Here is a 15,850-nt window from a genome sequence, read left to right as displayed (position 1 = left end):
GGTTCGTCAGAATCTGGATGATGCTATTTTTTGTATACACGAGTGATAATAATTATTTTCTGAAGTTTAACTATTTTATCAAAATCACGCGATGATTCAGTGCGTGAATCCGTATTTCTTAGGTGCCGCGTCGTGATGATAGACGATATGAGCTTGGTTTAAGTCATGGACAGCCTTGGTCAGGTCATCCATGAAATCGTGGGCCATATTCATGCCAAAGTCAGCCCGAACGACGATTCGTTGGATGACTTGTTGTTCCAGATTAGCAGGTAAAGGATACGTTGGTACTTGCCAACCGTTCATTAATAGGCGATCCGATAAATCATAAAGGGTCCATTCACGATTTTCGCGCGGGGCTAGTTGGTAACAAATCAGGGGGAGTTGGTGTCCGTTATTGATCATCTTAAACTCACCAACTTTATCCAGAGCGGCTGCCAGGTAGCGGGCAACATCATGAGTCTTTGTTTGAATCTCGCGGTAACCGTCCATACCAAAGCGAATGAAATTATAGTATTGTCCAATGAGCTGGGCTGCACTATGTGAGAAGTTGATTGCCATTGTCGGCAACTCCCCACCTAAATAACTAACTTTGAAGACTAATTCTGGCGGTAAAAACTGACGATCACGCCAAACGACCCAGCCGACCCCGGGATAAACTAAACCGTACTTGTGCCCGGAGGCGTTGATCGAAACGACGTTAGCCAACCGGAAGTCCCAGATGAGTTGCGGCTCAATAAATGGGGTATAGAAGCCACCTGACGCTGCGTCAACGTGAATGTAGACTGGTAATTTGGGATGCTGATGATTGTAGTGAGTAACGACCTTATCGAGTGCGGCTAGGTCGTCATATTGACCGGTATAAGTGATGCCCATGATACCGACGATACCAATTGTGTATTCGTCCACGTAGTCTAAGACGTGGTCAATATCCAGCGCCATATGTTGCTCATCCATTGGGACCACGTGCATGTCAACGTCCCAGTAGACACAAAACTTTTCCCAGCAAACTTGATAGCCCGCCGAAATAACAAGGTTAGGTCGATGGGCATTCAGATCTAAACCTGCCGCTTGAGCGCGTTTACGCCAGGCGAATTTCATTGCTAAACTGCCTAACATACAAGCTTCAGAGGAGCCAATCGTAGAGGTACCCGTAAAGTGTTCGTCACTAGGTGCGTGCCACAGATTGGCAATGATGTTCACACACCGATTTTCGATCTCAGCCGTGCGGGGGTACTCAGATTTGTCGATGGCATTTTTAGCCAACGTATCTTTCATTAATTCAACGGCTTCGGGTTCCATATAGGTCTGACAAAAGGTTGCTAGGTTCAGTCGTGAATTGCCTTCATCTAATAATTCATCACGAACTAAGCGATCGGCTTCTCGAGGGGATAATGAATGCTTTGGTAACCGATACTTAGGAAGATCATGTTGTTCAGAAGGCGCACCAAAGACTGGTTCCAAGTATTCTTCAGCTTCATGATTGTGTTTACCGTATAACATTGCCATGTTGGTCACCCTTATCTTTATAAGTTGTGCCGAGTATAGCACGAGGTGATAACAGGGTAAATTAAAACGCAATCCGGATGGTAGACCACAAAAAAACTGGTCGAATGGACGACCAGTTTTTAGTGAGGATCTTTGCCCCAATTAGGCTTTATCGCTGAACTAGCAGTTAAGCTTTGGCTTTGCTATTCATGAATTTCTTCAACAGTTGCAGTTCTTCTTGAGTTGGCGTTGCTTCACCAGATTTAATGTTGTGAATCCGTTCAACTGATAATTGACTGCCAAACGCAAGATCGTTATCTGTAAGATGGTGCTCGCGTTCAAAACTGATGAGCTTTTCTGATAATTGACTTAATGGTAGTTCCATGCTCCTCACCCCGATTTTTAGAATTCGTAAAAGTTCAGTGCCATATACCTGCTAGTTTTATTATAACCTTAATTGGTCTGGAGCGGGGAACGAATGCCATGCTATTTTGTAATTGGTTGTTTTAATTGATCTTGTAGGTGGACCAGAATGTCAGTAATCTCATGGGGAAGCCGATCATTGTTATTGTGTTGATATTGATCAACGAAGTTTGCCCGAATCCCCAACCGAGTCGCAACCAAGTTACGATAGTCGGCATTGGTATAATCAACTGGGAAATCAGCTAACTTTAGGTTTTGCATGTGGTCCAAACCCGCGAATGACTCCCACTCGGTCGTATCGTTGACAATGGCTTCCAGCGCGCCCAAGGTAATTTCCTTAGGAATCTTCTTGTCGCCGAAGAAGCCGGTGTTCAATAGGTAGCAATCTAAATGGCGTTCTTCAAAGAGGGCCTTGAAATCATGGTAATCTTCCGAGAGGGGATAGACCCTAAATGGATTGGCAAATGGTTCGATCACTAAGGCATTGCGGTCGACGTCACCAATAATGTTTTCGGCCGAGCTCCGTTTGGTCGCTAAAGTGGCGCCGAATGTTGCTGCTAATACGGGATCATCTACTTTGATCACGGGTGGCAAGCTATCGTCTTTCATAATCCAGAAGATTGCATTGAGGGGAGCTGCTTCCTTATCAACCCGGTTAGTTGAAGCGTACCGTGACTTGATCGTCCGGCCGTTACCGTTGCGCAGATCTTCAGTGACGAGGACCTTGCGACCCTGATCGTCTAAGGTGACGCCGACGTTTTGGATCGTCATAAAATACTTGGTCTCATCGGAGGTCATTGGATAGTCATTGGTTTTGTCAAAGTAAGAAGGCTCGAGCGCCACGGAACTACCATCCTTGCGATTGATGACAAAGGCGTCGTCGTGGAGGACGGTGATATCGTATTTATAGCCGTGTTTAGCGTGGGTCAGTGTCGATTTACCGGAACCTGATAACCCGAACATGGCGAAGACTTGATCCTGCTTGTCCTTAAAGTGGAAAGCTTTCAAGCCGCCGTGACAAGCAACGAAACCGTGGCGATGAGCAATCGACCAAGCTAAGGTCAAAGTCGATTTCTTTAGCTCACCAAAGTAAGGCATCCCCAGAATGGCGGCCGTATTATGTTGCGGATCAAAAATAGCCAGGCCGTCTGGATAATCGGGATCATGATAAGTAGGGTCGGCGTAAATGTAAATGTCGCCTTCTGGATAAGCAACGGACTGATCGAACATTTTTTGATAAGCCGCGGTGATGGGCTGGAAGTTAAGCATGTAAGAGAGCAGATTATTGGCAAACCCATCTGGAATCGCGAGGTGGGCCCGCACGATGAAGTCTTCATCTAGTCCAACCAGCACGTCCGTCTTGATGAAGTCCTTGTGCGCGCTAGCGAATAGTGCCTGGCGTAAGCGACCAGCCATGTCCGCCTCGCTAACGCCGGGGTTGCCTAGAATCCGGCGTGCTTGTGCGGTCCGGCCAACGACCTTACCCGTATTGGCAATCAACATTTTGGCATTAGCTGGTAAGCCTAAGTCTGTTGCGCGATAGATTGGGAGGTCCGTAATAACGGTTCCGGGGTCCTTGGTAGCGCGGTGGTATGCGTCAGCGACATTATCAACGTGGTGCATATTGTTACCGTAAAAGGCCGTTTCGACGGTGGAACGGATCTGTGAAAAGATTGGATTATGACGACCAATATCAGCTAATTGATAAGAATTTTTAGTGCTCATGTTGTAGCCTCCCTGCAAGTTAATAAGTTAATTTTAGCACAAACTTTTGTATAAGAAAGCGTTTTCTTTTTCGCTAATGAACGGTCAGTCCTGTTTTTAGCCACTAAAGACTGTAATTGTCCTAATTTTGGGGCAACTTGTCGCTCATGGCGCTTGGGGATTTTATTGATAAATAGTGATCATTAATATAGTTAAGGGTGTTATTGATTAACTTTCCGATTAAATTATCACTTGCGTTCAAAGCTATATTAGTATAGTTTATTAAAAGAGAATGATTTAAAATCAGTGATAGGGGGCATCTTTCTTGCCACGAAGAAGGAACACGCAACGGCGAATGGAGATTGTTAATACGGCGTTTCGCTTATTTTCCGAACAGGGTTATGCGAATGTTCAGATGAAGGACATCGCCATTGCCTGTGATATCAGCAAGTCGTTGTTACAACACTACTTCCCGAAGAAGATCGTTTTATTAAGTACGATGCTGAATGAATTGACGCTGAGTGCCTTTATCTATAGCAATGAACAGCTGACCATGCTGTCCTCATACCAGCGGACGATGATTCAGATGAGCTTTGTCTTGCGAATGTTAGATGAGAATCCAACCATGGAACACTTCATTAAAGACATTTTTGAGAGTCCGGAATTGACGACCGAAATGGTGCTTGTGACACTAGACTGGCTAGAAGCGATTGGTGTAGAAGGCGAGGCTGCCATGATTAGATACGCGCTGAACTTCGCGTTATCTGGTGGCATGGCCGTATTCTTCAAGCGTAAAATTTTAAGAGCTAGTGTGGGTATGATTGCAGAGAATATCGACCAAGCGTTTTACTTGTTATTAGGCGAGAATACTGAGAAAATTGACCAAATTTATCTGAGTACGGCTAAATATAATACGGATTATTATTATCAGGAATTCATCACCTATCTGCATAAGCACGCAACCCTCGACTTGAGTACTGAAATAAAAATTTAATATTAAAGTAATCTAAATTACTTGTATTTCGTAAAATATACTAGTACACTTTAAAGCGGGGAAATGATAAACGACGCTTACTAATTTATTTATAAAAGTATGGGGCGAATTATGATTGGGAATTTAATGATAATTCGACTAGTGAAAGGGAGACTGGAACAATGAATGAAGATATGGAATTTTTTAATCGCTTTAGCCACATGTATTTGCATGGTTTCAAGAACTTATCAGATATGTTTGCTGAACCTGCAACGGAACATGGAATTACTTTAGATGAGTTTTATATTCTATATGATATCGCTGAAGCAAAGGGCAAAATCCGTTTGATGGATATCGCTGAAAGCCACGGTGTGACGCGCTCTGCAATCTCACGCTTGATTGGTCGCTTATTACGGAAAGATTACTTATATCAGGAAGCTGAAGATCATGATCGTCGTAACAAAGTGTTGAAGTTAACACCAGAAGGCGCTCGGATCGAACATGAAGTCTTTACTGAATTGGTTCAACGCAACCGGGAATGGCGTCAAAGTTTTAGTTTAGCAAAACAGTATCAGACGCTGAACTTAGTAGAAGAATTCATGGATAAGTTTGTTAACGAAAATGCTAGCAAGCAAACCAAGAAGACGACCTATGCTGATACGGATTTGAAACGGGCCGAAGCTTAAGTAGTTTGAAGCCAATCACCCGGTGCACATAGTTGGTGCATCTTACTCGGCGCTGAGAGTCGGGTTGATATTTGATGATTGATGCTAAAAAAGTTGCTTCAAGAATGTGAATAACATTCTTGAAGCAACTTTTTTGCTAGTGTTTATGGGGTCTGAGCGGATAAAGATGAAGCGTGTGAAGGAGAAGGACTGTAACCGATTAATTGATTTTTAATAATTCGCAACCCGACTTAATCCGAGTTTGTACTGGTAAACTTGCCCGCTCAGTATATAAGCACAAAAATAATATCGCTTACATCGTTGTATAATCACCACGAACGATGGGTTAACTGGATAACTGCTATTTTGGTCATATTATCAGCGGGGTGTGCTCAGGGTGGCTTAAGTCACTGGACTGTTTGTTGGTTGTTATTGGCTGAACTAAAGATGGGTCACAGCCAGTTGAGCAGGATACTAGTGACTGCTTATCGTTGTTGCAATAGAAAAATTTGCCATCAAAAAGCCGTTGCAGGAGCTAAAGATTCCTACAACGGCTATCATGCTGTGCCTTCATGTTAGCGGCATTCATTAAGTCATTAATACTTAGCCAAAGATTGATTTAAAGATAGAACTGAAGAAGTTCACGATGGCGCTCCACATCTTTTGAAGTAAGTTCTGGTTTTCCTTGGTGTTGAGCTTACTGAAGACGCCCTTCGCATTGGACTGAATGTTCTTCATCAGTGAGTTAGCCTGGGTCTTGAAGCTTGAAGAGTCTAACGCACCAGAGTCACGGATCTTAACAAGTAAATTAATAATTTCAGTTTTTTGATTATTGGTAATGACGTTCGTTAAATTGTTATTGGTAATCTGTTGGTTCACGATGGTCGTGATTTCGTTCTTGGTAATACTGCTCCCCTTTTGAGCCATTTCCTTTTTAGCACCGGCCACGGCATTATTTAACTGGGAATCGGTATAGCCGTCCTTGCTCTTATTCGCTTGGGTGATGCCGCTGAGTGTACTCAATTCGTCCTGGGCAGCGGTCACTTGCTTCGTATTCAAGCTATTACCAGATTTAGCGTACGCCGCGTACACACCAGCTAGCGCGCCTGAACCGTCGATTGGGGTAGCCGACGTCACGTAAATATTGGCATCGGTAATTCCGGCTGTCAGTGCCGCATTTTTATATTGGTTAGCCGTAATGGTGGTGATATTATTACTGCCGTTATAATCTAGAATTTTAACATTAATTCCGGAACCAGAACTTGTCTTTTGAATCATCGCGCTGGACCACACACCCGAGGTACTTGTAAAACTTTCACCAGCCGGATTGAGGTATTTGACTAGGGTATCGCCGTTAACGGTCAGTGTTTGATAATCGGCACCGTTCAAACTGGCCGTCAATGTGTTGATTGTCCCGGTCTTTTGACTACTAGTCAGGCTACTGCCTAATGTGACAATTGGTTCGTCGCTACTACTGTCAGCGTGCGCAAGGGCTTGCCAGCCGCCAAGCCCAACGATCAGGGTGGCAACGAGGGCGACCCATTTAAATTTGAAACTCATTCGTTTCGTCATTTTCTTTTCCTCCGCATCTTAACTAATGCATCTAAATCCCAACGTGAACCGTTCGCTCCCGGGTTGTACAGTGGCAACTAACGATTGCAAGGTTAGGTTATGTCATTATTATAGCAGACCGTGATTGTAAGTTAACATTCGGGGCGTAACCTTGGGAGAGTCCTAAGTATTTTAACAATTTGTTTATTATTTGCCGAAGTACCAGACTTTCGCTATACTCGGAATAAATACCGGGGGAGGTTAGGACGATGACACAAAATCGAGTGATTAACGCATTGAGTTATTTAAGCATTTTATTCTTACCAGTTTTATTCCCACTAATTGTTTGGCTATTAACGAGTACTAATCCAGAGGCTCATCGAGTAGCGGGACGGGCCTTTTGGCTCCATTTACTGCCGACAATCTTAGGAATTACGTTGCTCGTCATTTTAGGTGTGAGCGGCATCTATATGAATAATTTAGCGAATAGTGGCTGGTTGGCGGTGGTATTACTAGCCGTATTTGGTCTGGTTGCGGTAGCAAGCTATCTATGGTCGATTATTCGCGGTATTCAATATTTAGTAGCTGATTAAGATGGCACGTCAGTTTCAGGAGGTTTTAGCATGGCTGTTAAGGATGTATCTGCAGTTGAAACGGCAATGATGATTCAGTTTTGGCAAGGTGGTTATTATCAAACGACGGTTGACGATTTGCTTACTGTTAGCCGGTTATCACGCACCCAATTCTATCGTCAGTATCATAACAAGCGCGTCGCATTACGACGATGCCTTGAGCGCTACCAAAGTACGTTGGACGAACAATTGGATCAGTTGATTCAACGCGAGCGGGCGCGGCAAACGCCATTGCCCGCTTTAATTGCGGCTTGTTTGCGACTACCGTTTCAGAGTGAACGGTGGCCCGCAGGATGTTTGATGGTGAACCTGATGGCCGAGATTGGGTCGCAGGATGCGTCCTTGATGGCCCAATTGCAAACGATCTATGCTGATTTACAGACCCGACTCGTCGGTTTACTTTCACCGCAGGCTAAAACCTTACCGACCACGGTCGCTGAGGCTGCAGCAAGTTTAATGCAGGTTCGCAGCGGCATTCAGCTATTGGCAAAACAGGATCCTAGTGGGGCACAGCTAAAACAACAGGCTCAAACGAGCGTTAATCTGATTATGGGGGCAGTTTAAGATGGTTGAGATTAAAGTCATTCACGGTGATATTACCAAAATGACCGTTGATGCAATTGTTAATGCGGCCAATACGAGTTTGCTTGGTGGTGGCGGCGTCGATGGTGCCATTCATCGGGCAGCGGGACCGGAGTTACTGGCGGCCTGTCGCCCATTACACGGTTGTGCAACTGGCGAAGGCAAGATTACGCCGGGCTTTCGACTACCGGCGAAGTATGTCATTCACACGCCAGGCCCCGTTTGGCAAGGTGGGCAACATAACGAATTACAATTGTTAGCGAATAGTTATCGCAACAGTCTGAATTTGGCCGCTGAGAATCATTGTCAAACGGTTGCTTTTCCGTCAATCAGTACCGGCGTCTATCACTTTCCGCTATCGATTGCAGCGCCGTTAGCGTTAAAAACGTTACAAGCAACCGCGCAGACAACGGCCCACACGGTTCAGACAATCACGATTGTTTGTTTTGATGACCAAACACAAAATGCATTTAGTACGGCGTTGGTAGCGCTGACAAATTAATCTTTACCAAAAAAATACACATGGACGCTACTATCTTGGATAACTGCTTGCTATAATGTTGATATGGCGGCCATCGGGGATGGTCGTAAATCTTTATGTATTGGGATTATCAAGCGATAATCGTTGCCAACAAGAAAGGAATCCATTGTGTTAGATATTTTTAAAGCGGTAATCTTGGGGATCGTTGAAGGGATTACTGAATTCTTACCAATTAGTTCAACGGGGCATTTAGTCCTAGTTGACGAATTTATCAAGATGCAACAGTCCACGCAGTTTACGGATATGTTCAACGTCGTGATTCAATTAGGGGCGATCATGGCGGTCGTTGTCCTGTATTTCCATAAACTAAACCCGTTGTCACCACGCAAGGATACCACGGAAAAGCGAAATACTTGGGTTCTCTGGAGTAAGGTGTTATTAGCGGTCATTCCATCAGTGATTGTGGGACTACCGTTAAATGATTGGATGGACGAACATTTAATGAATTGGGCGGTCGTTTCTGCCACGTTGATTATTTATGGGGTCCTATTCATTGTGATTGAAAATCATAATAAGCGCTTAACACCCCGCTTCGCTAATCTACAAACGTTACCTTATACGACGGCATTGTTCATTGGGTGTTTCCAGTTGCTTTCATTGATTCCAGGGACTTCACGTTCCGGTGCAACCATTTTGGGGGCTATCTTGATTGGAACTTCACGCTACGTCGCAACTGAGTTTTCATTCTTCATGGCAATTCCAACAATGTTTGGGGCGTCATTATTGAAGCTTGTGAAATTCTTTGCTCACGGTGGTTCTTTAGCTGGTTTGCAAGGAGCAGTCTTAGCCGTTGGGGTGATCGTGTCCTTCGTAGTCGCTTACTTGTCGATTCGTTTCTTGTTGGATTACATCAAGAAAAACGACTTCAAGGCGTTCGGTTGGTACCGAATTGTCCTGGGGGTACTTGTGATTGGCTACTTTACGTTGATTCATTAAATACTAGAAGCGTCACTTTTGGCTAAGCTTGTTGCCGCAAATATCATGAATAAATAAAGTCAGCGACTATAAATTAGTTGCTGACTTTTTAGATTATATCATTCTAGTAATGGATGGACCGTCATAACGATTGGATAAGTGATAGACCAATCGTTATGACGGCTTTTTTGAAGTAATCGTGTTACCGATGAACTAATTTATAGTTGGTTACGCCGTACCTTTGATTGAATGTGATTCTGACAATTTGTCCGCGTTTGAATGGGGCTGGATCAGCAGCAACTGTATTAAAATGAAGATACTTTTTTTCGCCCTTAGAATTAGTTGCTAGTCCTTGGTATTGATACCCAGTAGCTGGGACATTGACCGGTAGTGTAATTGGGGAAGTTCCGGTACTACTCGATATTTTCATGTAGTAGTAATGACCGCCATATCGAAAAATAAACCAACCAACATTTATCAGAATTGAGACTATTAATAATAAGGTGAGCAGCCATTCGATGAGATGATTAGACTTAGTATTCATTGTAATATTCTCCTCGTATACTACCTTTTAAGGCTTCGCAATCACATTGAAATCGCAGCTGTAGAATCGTAATTAGGCAGTATTTTAATTGAATTTACAGTTTTGAAAAATATTAATGAAGGTCATAATTTTATACCAATCGTACCAAGGGTATTTTCTTTTCCTCTAAGCTTATTTTGTCAGTATCTAAATAATAAATGGAGCTTTTCTCCCTCCAAATTAGAAAATCGCAGGTTAAATACAATTATTATTGTAAATGTTGCAGGCTTATAAGCCCACAATTTGAACTATATTAGACCTATTAACTTACTTTTATTGTAAGTACTTAGTAAAAGGCGTTATCTATTTTTTTGCTAATCATTAAGAAGTCTAGCAGCTGCAAATCAAGATAACGTGGTGTCATTTTGCTAACCGACAAAGATGCACTAGCTGATCTTCCTGATTAAACAAAGTGTAAAGTAATGCGATTGATAAATTCAGCGACGAGAAAGCCAATTGCAATCACGCCAGCAATAATGACAACTTGTACAAAGTACTGGTAGGCCAAGTCTGGTTGACCAGTGACCAAGTTACGAACGACTCGATAAGACTGGCCACCAGGAACCAGTGGGACCAGACTAGGAATATTAAAGATGATCATCGGCATTCGTTTGTAGCGTGCGGCCATACCACTAGCGACGCCAATCACGATAGCTGCGACGAGGTTACCAATCGCAAGTTTGGCGTCGATTCCTAATGGCAGGATGTGATAGAGGACCTCATACGTAAACCAGCCAGCAGCACCCACCCAACCACTGAGGTTAACGGCGCGACGCGGAATATTGAGAAGTACCCCAAAACCAGCCGTAGCTAAGTAAGCTAAGATAATTTGAAATAAACCGGTTGTTAAGAGCCAATGTAGCATGTCACGCCTCCTTTAGTAGAAAAATGAAGTCAGTGCGATACCAACACCAATCGCACACGCGGATAAAACGGCCTCTACAGCGCGGGCAGGACCACTCAGTAAGTTACCCGTCATTGTGTCACGGACAGCATTAGTAATGGCGACACCTGGCACTAATGGCATCACAGCGCCAATAATGATGGCGTCGGGATGATAATGACCGTTAGTGAGATAAAAGCCGAGTAGGGTAATTAGACCAATAATAAAAGCGCCCATAAATTCGCTGAGAAACCGAATTGATCCCAGCCGATTGATCCAATAAAAGGCAGCAAAACCAGCCAACCCAGCTAGCCCACAAGTAATCAAGTCGGCAGGGGTTGTCCGCCCGGTAAAGGCGACCATCAACGGCACACTAACGACAACGGCCGCTAGACATAACCAGCTGAATGGGAAGGTCGGTACGGCTTGGTTGACCCGTTCGAGGGCTGCGGCAAATTCAATTAAATCGATATCGTGATTAGCAAACTGCCGTGACAGGCTGTTGACCTGATCCACTTTTTCGAGGTCCATACCCCGATTATGGATTGCTCGCACTTCGCTAGTGGCATTTTCCGGCAAGGAGACGGTAATCCCTGTTAACAGTACGAAGACCTGCGCGTCAGGGTAGCCCGCGTTGGTTGCAATTCGTTGCATCGTGTCTTCAACTCGTTTGATTTCAGCCCCATTTTCTAGCAAAATGGCGCCGGCCAATAACGTGGTTTTTAACATAACTGCCGTATCGCTCATCAAAACCCCTCCCACATCAGAATGTTTATATTTTCTCACGAATTTTGCGTATCGTCATTAGTTTGGAACAGAATGTTTGCCGGAAGTGGTCGGTTATGGGTAGAATTATCTTAACAAATAAATTTTTGGAGGCATTTTCGATGACTGCATTGACTAAACTCACCGATACGTACACGTTAAATAACGGCACTAAGATTCCGATTGTTGGTTTTGGAACGTGGCAAACACCTGATGGTCAGGTTGCTTACGATTCCGTATTAGCCGCATTAAAGGCCGGTTACCGTCACATTGACACGGCGGCGGCCTATGGTAACGAGGAAAGTGTTGGTAAAGCTATTGCCGATAGTGGTGTGGCCCGTGAAGACCTATTCGTCACGACCAAATTATGGAATGCCGACCATGGCTATGACGCTGCCAAGAAGGCGCTGGATACTTCGTTGGCTAAGTTAGGTTTGGATTATGTGGACCTCTACTTGATCCACTGGCCAAACCCAGCCGCAATGCGCGACAATTGGGAACAATTGAACGCCGATACTTGGCGGGCAATGGAAGAAGCTTACACGGCACGTAAAGCACGGGCTATCGGGGTTTCTAACTTCCGTCCAAAGCATTTAGACGCGCTGCTTAAGACGGCCAAGGTTGTGCCAGCCGTTAACCAAATCTTCCTCAATCCTAGTGATATGGAAGATGAAGTCGTGGCCTACAACCGCAAACATGACATTTTATCAGAAGCGTACAGTCCATTAGGTACTGGTAAGATCTTCAGTATCCCAGAATTGAAGACGTTGGCTGATAAGTATGATAAGAGCGTTGCCCAAGTTGTGCTACGTTGGTCATTACAACACGGTTTCTTGCCATTACCAAAGTCAGTTCATGCGGATCGGATTGAACAAAACACGGAATTATTTGATTTCGAACTCAGCGATGATGATATGAAGGTCATTGATGGTTTCCACGGTGTTGCCGGGTTAGCTAATGATCCTGATCAAGTTAATTTCTAAATTTCATCGTTATTAAGGATGCAGCCACTGGCAGCATCCTTTTTATTTGGCCAATCACCTAATTGTCAAAGTCAGCTAGTTAAATTAGAAAATTCGTTGTTATCGTAAAAAGCGTGGCGCGGCCGCTTAATAATATGAGGTCGGCCCTTAATCAGACTAATGAAACGTCATAAAATGCCCGGTTATTGGCTAGTAACCTGACTATCACGGCGATGGGACTATGGTACACTCAGTTTTATTATTAAATCTGGGGGCCTGTGAATGTTACTGATATTAGCAATTTTACCAATTGTTGTGACGGTGGGATTAGGCGTATTTGCGGGGCGACGGCATCAATTTGCGCCAACGACCAGTGATATTTTGATTCAGTTAGTCATGCATTACGCTTTGCCGTTAAGTCTTTTCGGAGGAATCTTGTCATTGAAACGTGCCACCATTATTCAAAACTCCGCGGTCGCACTGTGGCTGGCGCTAGGCATGCTGGGCGGCATGGTTATTGTCATTGTGAGCCAGTGCTGTTTCCATCAGCAACTAGAAACGGGGACGTTACGAGCGCTAGTGATTGCCAGTCCTTCAATTCCGTTCATGGGTGTTTCCGTCTTACTCGTAGTTTTTGGTAAAATCAGTGTTTTATTGGTCGCGTTGGGCGGCCTGTATATGAACTTGGTACAAGTGCCGCTGAGCGTGTTACTGTTAACGCTGGCGGGTGGGGCGGCTCCTGAGCAACGTTGGCGAGCTGGTTGGCAGAAAGTGTGCAGTGCAAGTCGGCAACCAGTCGTGTGGGCGCCAATCAGTGCCTTTCTCTTAAATCTAGCCGGATTGCGCTTGCCCAGTGCTTGGCTAACGAATTTTACGGAGTTGGGACAAGCAGCTGGGGGCGTGGCGTTATTTGCGCTGGGGCTGCTGTTAACGGCCAGACCGTGGCGACTGACGCGCATGGTTGTCTTAAACGTGCTACTGAAAAATTTAGGCTTGCCGGTGCTCGTTTGGGGAATCATGGCCAGTCTGGGTGTGTCATTAGGTAACCAACAGTTAGTTGTCTTGACACTCGCAATCCCCACTGCCACCATCGCGACCATGTTGGCCGTCCAAAATCACTTGGCACCAGATGAGTATGTGGCGACGCAAATGTTAAGTACGGTCATTGCGCCGCTGACCATGGGATTCTTAATGTGGGGGTTGCAGCTGGTGTGACGGGGATAGTCTGATTGCCATACGGGGTTTGTGAGATGCTTGTAAGGAGGATACAGCTTCTGGTCAGTGCTGTTATGAGCCTAATTGACAGGGTTAACAGGCATGGTTCAACGAGGCTGGTTACGATATGATCATGTAAATAAACGCAAGTATGCAAAAATCCGCTCAAATGGTTAATGTTTGGGCGGATTTTGTCGTGTAATTCTTTAATAGTGAACTTGAAAATTAGTCGGCTGGGTAGCGTTGACGACGGGATGTTGCGCAAAGTAGTCGGCAATTAATACGGTCATATCAGTAGGTAAGCGCCGGATAATCTTAGCTGTTTGATACATTGGGTAATTCCCACCGCCACCAGCGCGGTAATGATTCAGAGTGACCGTTAATTTTTGGTCAGCGGTGACTGGGGCCCCATGATAATCGAGTTGAACGACACGTTGACCAAAAGGTTTGGTAAGGTCGAAAGTATAGTCGATGCCACTGTAAATATCATAGACATAGTGGCGCAACTTAGGATGCATGAACTCGGGATTGACCCGAACGTGACCGTCTTGGAGGAGAAAGTAACTCGCACAACGTTCAAGAGCGGCGCGTAAATCAGCACCAGTAATGGCTTCAACGGCAAGTTTGTTTGGGTAGACGTAACTGTTCATGACTTCCCGCATCGTCACGTGTTGCTTGAGGCCTGGTACGTCGTCATTAAATAATGCTGTTGCGGCAATATCGGTACCGGTTGCGGCCATTTCAACGCGATTAATAAAATCGATGTAAGGATGATTATGCAGCCGTGCTTGAAGATGATCGTGTACGAGCATATTGCCGTTAATTTGGCCAAGTGGTGTGTCTAACCAGTCTTCCATCTGGTCATTGATTGGTCCAACTAGTTGCATTACCTGGGTATTGGGGGTGGCATCTGCGACCGGATAGATTTCCGGATGACTGGTCGTCACTTGATGATTGCGGTCGAGCTCAAGGGTAATCATAGCAACATTAGTACCCTTCATACCAGGTTGTGTCACGGGAACACCGTGAACCGTAACGGCTAATTGTCGATGCTGGTGGCCAGTAATCATGGCATCAATGCCGGGTACTTCAGCTAATAGTGCGGAACCTCGGTTTTCACCATTCATGCGTTCGGTTGGACGGTCAGTTTGGGGATCGCGTTCAAGACCACCGTGGTAGGCGATGACAACGACGTCAGCCAGTTGGCGCAATTTGGGCACCCAATGTTTAGCAGTTGCAACCACGTCCTCAAAGTGCAGGCCAGCAATGTGATGTGGTTGTTCCCAGTGGGCAACGAATTGCGTCGTTAGTCCCAAAATTGCTACTTTAACTCCGGCGCGTTCCAGAATCGTATATGGTTTGGAGAATAAGGTGCGGTGCAGGTCATCATGAATATTAGCGGCCAGCATCGGATATTGGCGGCTTGATTCACACAGGTCGAGGTAGTCGAGCCCGTAGTTGAATTCATGGTTACCGAAAATACCGGCTTGAACGTGGTTGCAATTTGCAAGGCGCGAGTATAACGGTGCAGCTTCTTGGTGGTGGCGAGCAATGAAATAGGTCAACGGTGATCCCTGTACGTAGTCGCCATTATCAATCACGATTGGCCAGACATCAGCCGTATCTTCACGTGACAGTTGATGAATAACAGTAGCGGCACGACTAAGACTAAATGGTGCGATGTTATCACGACGACTGTAGTCAGTTGGCGCGAGGTAACCGTGCACATCACTAGTTGAGATTAATTTGATTTTCATAACGTGCCTCCAAGGAATATTTGTGTTCTATTATAACAATATTCATGGCTGGTAACTTGATTTTAGTCATAAATTGAACAGTTTTTTGATGATGACCTGTGGTTAATGTTTAATGGATGCTTCAATTGTACGTTCTAATCTTCACGACTTTTTCACAATTTGCACGTAAAACGACAAAATGTTTCCGCTATCATTAATAGTGACGAATGACAAC

The 15,850-nt window shown here is 44.8% G+C and carries 16 protein-coding genes; 8 read left to right on the top strand and 8 right to left on the bottom strand.

What is annotated here, in order from left to right; genetic code table 11:
• Positions 1-96: 96 nt before the first annotated feature.
• From V7R88_RS13660 to V7R88_RS13650, 3 genes are all read right to left on the bottom strand, one after another.
• Positions 97-1,500: a glutamate decarboxylase gene (locus V7R88_RS13660; protein WP_060599059.1), complete on the bottom strand. Its 1,404-nt coding sequence runs from the start codon at positions 1,498-1,500 to the stop codon at positions 97-99.
• Between the two features lie 172 nt (positions 1,501-1,672).
• Positions 1,673-1,870 carry an LBP_cg2779 family protein gene (locus V7R88_RS13655; protein WP_003643006.1) on the bottom strand — a complete coding sequence of 66 codons (198 nt, stop codon included), beginning with the start codon at positions 1,868-1,870 and terminating at the stop codon, positions 1,673-1,675.
• A gap of 101 nt (positions 1,871-1,971) precedes the next feature.
• The gene (locus V7R88_RS13650) at positions 1,972-3,633 is read right to left on the bottom strand and encodes a phosphoenolpyruvate carboxykinase (ATP) (protein ID WP_057717364.1); all 1,662 of its coding nucleotides are present in this window, start codon (positions 3,631-3,633) and stop codon (positions 1,972-1,974) included.
• Between the two features lie 304 nt (positions 3,634-3,937).
• On the opposite strand from V7R88_RS13650, the gene V7R88_RS13645 reads away from it, so the two are divergent.
• Complete coding sequence (locus V7R88_RS13645) at positions 3,938-4,606, top strand: TetR/AcrR family transcriptional regulator (RefSeq protein ID WP_072535160.1); 669 nt, start codon at positions 3,938-3,940, stop codon at positions 4,604-4,606.
• Positions 4,607-4,767: 161 nt separating this feature from the next.
• Complete coding sequence (locus V7R88_RS13640) at positions 4,768-5,271, top strand: MarR family winged helix-turn-helix transcriptional regulator (protein WP_054396369.1); 504 nt, start codon at positions 4,768-4,770, stop codon at positions 5,269-5,271.
• A gap of 582 nt (positions 5,272-5,853) precedes the next feature.
• Here the strand turns inward: V7R88_RS13640 and V7R88_RS13635 are convergent.
• On the bottom strand, positions 5,854-6,822 hold the full coding sequence (locus V7R88_RS13635) for a DUF1002 domain-containing protein (RefSeq protein ID WP_072535159.1): 969 nt from the start codon (positions 6,820-6,822) through the stop codon (positions 5,854-5,856).
• A gap of 248 nt (positions 6,823-7,070) precedes the next feature.
• Here V7R88_RS13635 and V7R88_RS13630 point away from each other — a divergent pair, with 248 nt between their 5' ends.
• The 4 genes from V7R88_RS13630 (at position 7,071) to V7R88_RS13615 (ending at position 9,492) form a co-directional block, all read left to right on the top strand.
• A complete protein-coding gene (locus tag V7R88_RS13630) occupies positions 7,071-7,394 on the top strand; it encodes a hypothetical protein (RefSeq protein WP_054396367.1) in 324 nt (107 codons plus the stop codon).
• 30 nt (positions 7,395-7,424) lie between these two features.
• Positions 7,425-7,997 carry a TetR/AcrR family transcriptional regulator gene (locus V7R88_RS13625; protein WP_054396366.1) on the top strand — a complete coding sequence of 191 codons (573 nt, stop codon included), beginning with the start codon at positions 7,425-7,427 and terminating at the stop codon, positions 7,995-7,997.
• 1 nt (position 7,998) lies between these two features.
• Positions 7,999-8,517, top strand: a complete 519-nt coding sequence (locus V7R88_RS13620; RefSeq protein WP_057717366.1) for an O-acetyl-ADP-ribose deacetylase — start codon at positions 7,999-8,001, stop codon at positions 8,515-8,517.
• Positions 8,518-8,664: 147 nt separating this feature from the next.
• Complete coding sequence (locus V7R88_RS13615; RefSeq protein ID WP_003645539.1) at positions 8,665-9,492, top strand: undecaprenyl-diphosphate phosphatase; 828 nt, start codon at positions 8,665-8,667, stop codon at positions 9,490-9,492.
• A 181-nt stretch (positions 9,493-9,673) separates the two neighbouring features.
• On the opposite strand, the gene V7R88_RS13610 is transcribed toward V7R88_RS13615, so the two are convergent.
• From V7R88_RS13610 to V7R88_RS13600, 3 genes are all read right to left on the bottom strand, one after another.
• On the bottom strand, positions 9,674-10,015 hold the full coding sequence (locus V7R88_RS13610) for a YxeA family protein (RefSeq protein WP_054396364.1): 342 nt from the start codon (positions 10,013-10,015) through the stop codon (positions 9,674-9,676).
• A gap of 442 nt (positions 10,016-10,457) precedes the next feature.
• Positions 10,458-10,919, bottom strand: a complete 462-nt coding sequence (locus V7R88_RS13605) for a threonine/serine exporter family protein (protein WP_011102150.1) — start codon at positions 10,917-10,919, stop codon at positions 10,458-10,460.
• A 12-nt stretch (positions 10,920-10,931) separates the two neighbouring features.
• On the bottom strand, positions 10,932-11,684 hold the full coding sequence (locus V7R88_RS13600; RefSeq protein ID WP_054396362.1) for a threonine/serine exporter family protein: 753 nt from the start codon (positions 11,682-11,684) through the stop codon (positions 10,932-10,934).
• Between the two features lie 140 nt (positions 11,685-11,824).
• Between V7R88_RS13600 and V7R88_RS13595 the strand changes: the two genes are divergently transcribed.
• Entirely contained in the window at positions 11,825-12,685 is an 861-nt protein-coding gene (locus V7R88_RS13595) for an aldo/keto reductase (RefSeq protein WP_011102149.1), read from the top strand.
• 261 nt (positions 12,686-12,946) lie between these two features.
• Positions 12,947-13,879: an AEC family transporter gene (locus V7R88_RS13590; RefSeq protein ID WP_054396360.1), complete on the top strand. Its 933-nt coding sequence runs from the start codon at positions 12,947-12,949 to the stop codon at positions 13,877-13,879.
• A 206-nt stretch (positions 13,880-14,085) separates the two neighbouring features.
• On the opposite strand, the gene V7R88_RS13585 is transcribed toward V7R88_RS13590, so the two are convergent.
• Positions 14,086-15,636, bottom strand: a complete 1,551-nt coding sequence (locus tag V7R88_RS13585; protein WP_011102148.1) for a bifunctional metallophosphatase/5'-nucleotidase — start codon at positions 15,634-15,636, stop codon at positions 14,086-14,088.
• Positions 15,637-15,850 lie beyond the last annotated feature (214 nt).

This window comes from Lactiplantibacillus argentoratensis (genome assembly GCF_037290055.1).
GTDB classification, from domain to species: Bacteria; Bacillota; Bacilli; order Lactobacillales; family Lactobacillaceae; genus Lactiplantibacillus; species Lactiplantibacillus plantarum.
This window is presented reverse-complemented; position numbering and strand designations above follow the sequence as displayed.

Coding starts and splice junctions, on each gene's coding strand:
- V7R88_RS13660 (WP_060599059.1), bottom strand. CDS start 1,500: ATGTTATACGGTAAACACAATCATGAAGCTGAAGAATACTTGGAACCA.
- V7R88_RS13655 (WP_003643006.1), bottom strand. CDS start 1,870: ATGGAACTACCATTAAGTCAATTATCAGAAAAGCTCATCAGTTTTGAA.
- V7R88_RS13650 (WP_057717364.1), bottom strand. CDS start 3,633: ATGAGCACTAAAAATTCTTATCAATTAGCTGATATTGGTCGTCATAAT.
- V7R88_RS13640 (WP_054396369.1), top strand. CDS start 4,768: ATGAATGAAGATATGGAATTTTTTAATCGCTTTAGCCACATGTATTTG.
- V7R88_RS13635 (WP_072535159.1), bottom strand. CDS start 6,822: ATGACGAAACGAATGAGTTTCAAATTTAAATGGGTCGCCCTCGTTGCC.
- V7R88_RS13630 (WP_054396367.1), top strand. CDS start 7,071: ATGACACAAAATCGAGTGATTAACGCATTGAGTTATTTAAGCATTTTA.
- V7R88_RS13625 (WP_054396366.1), top strand. CDS start 7,425: ATGGCTGTTAAGGATGTATCTGCAGTTGAAACGGCAATGATGATTCAG.
- V7R88_RS13620 (WP_057717366.1), top strand. CDS start 7,999: ATGGTTGAGATTAAAGTCATTCACGGTGATATTACCAAAATGACCGTT.
- V7R88_RS13610 (WP_054396364.1), bottom strand. CDS start 10,015: ATGAATACTAAGTCTAATCATCTCATCGAATGGCTGCTCACCTTATTA.
- V7R88_RS13605 (WP_011102150.1), bottom strand. CDS start 10,919: ATGCTACATTGGCTCTTAACAACCGGTTTATTTCAAATTATCTTAGCT.
- V7R88_RS13600 (WP_054396362.1), bottom strand. CDS start 11,684: ATGAGCGATACGGCAGTTATGTTAAAAACCACGTTATTGGCCGGCGCC.
- V7R88_RS13595 (WP_011102149.1), top strand. CDS start 11,825: ATGACTGCATTGACTAAACTCACCGATACGTACACGTTAAATAACGGC.
- V7R88_RS13590 (WP_054396360.1), top strand. CDS start 12,947: ATGTTACTGATATTAGCAATTTTACCAATTGTTGTGACGGTGGGATTA.
- V7R88_RS13585 (WP_011102148.1), bottom strand. CDS start 15,636: ATGAAAATCAAATTAATCTCAACTAGTGATGTGCACGGTTACCTCGCG.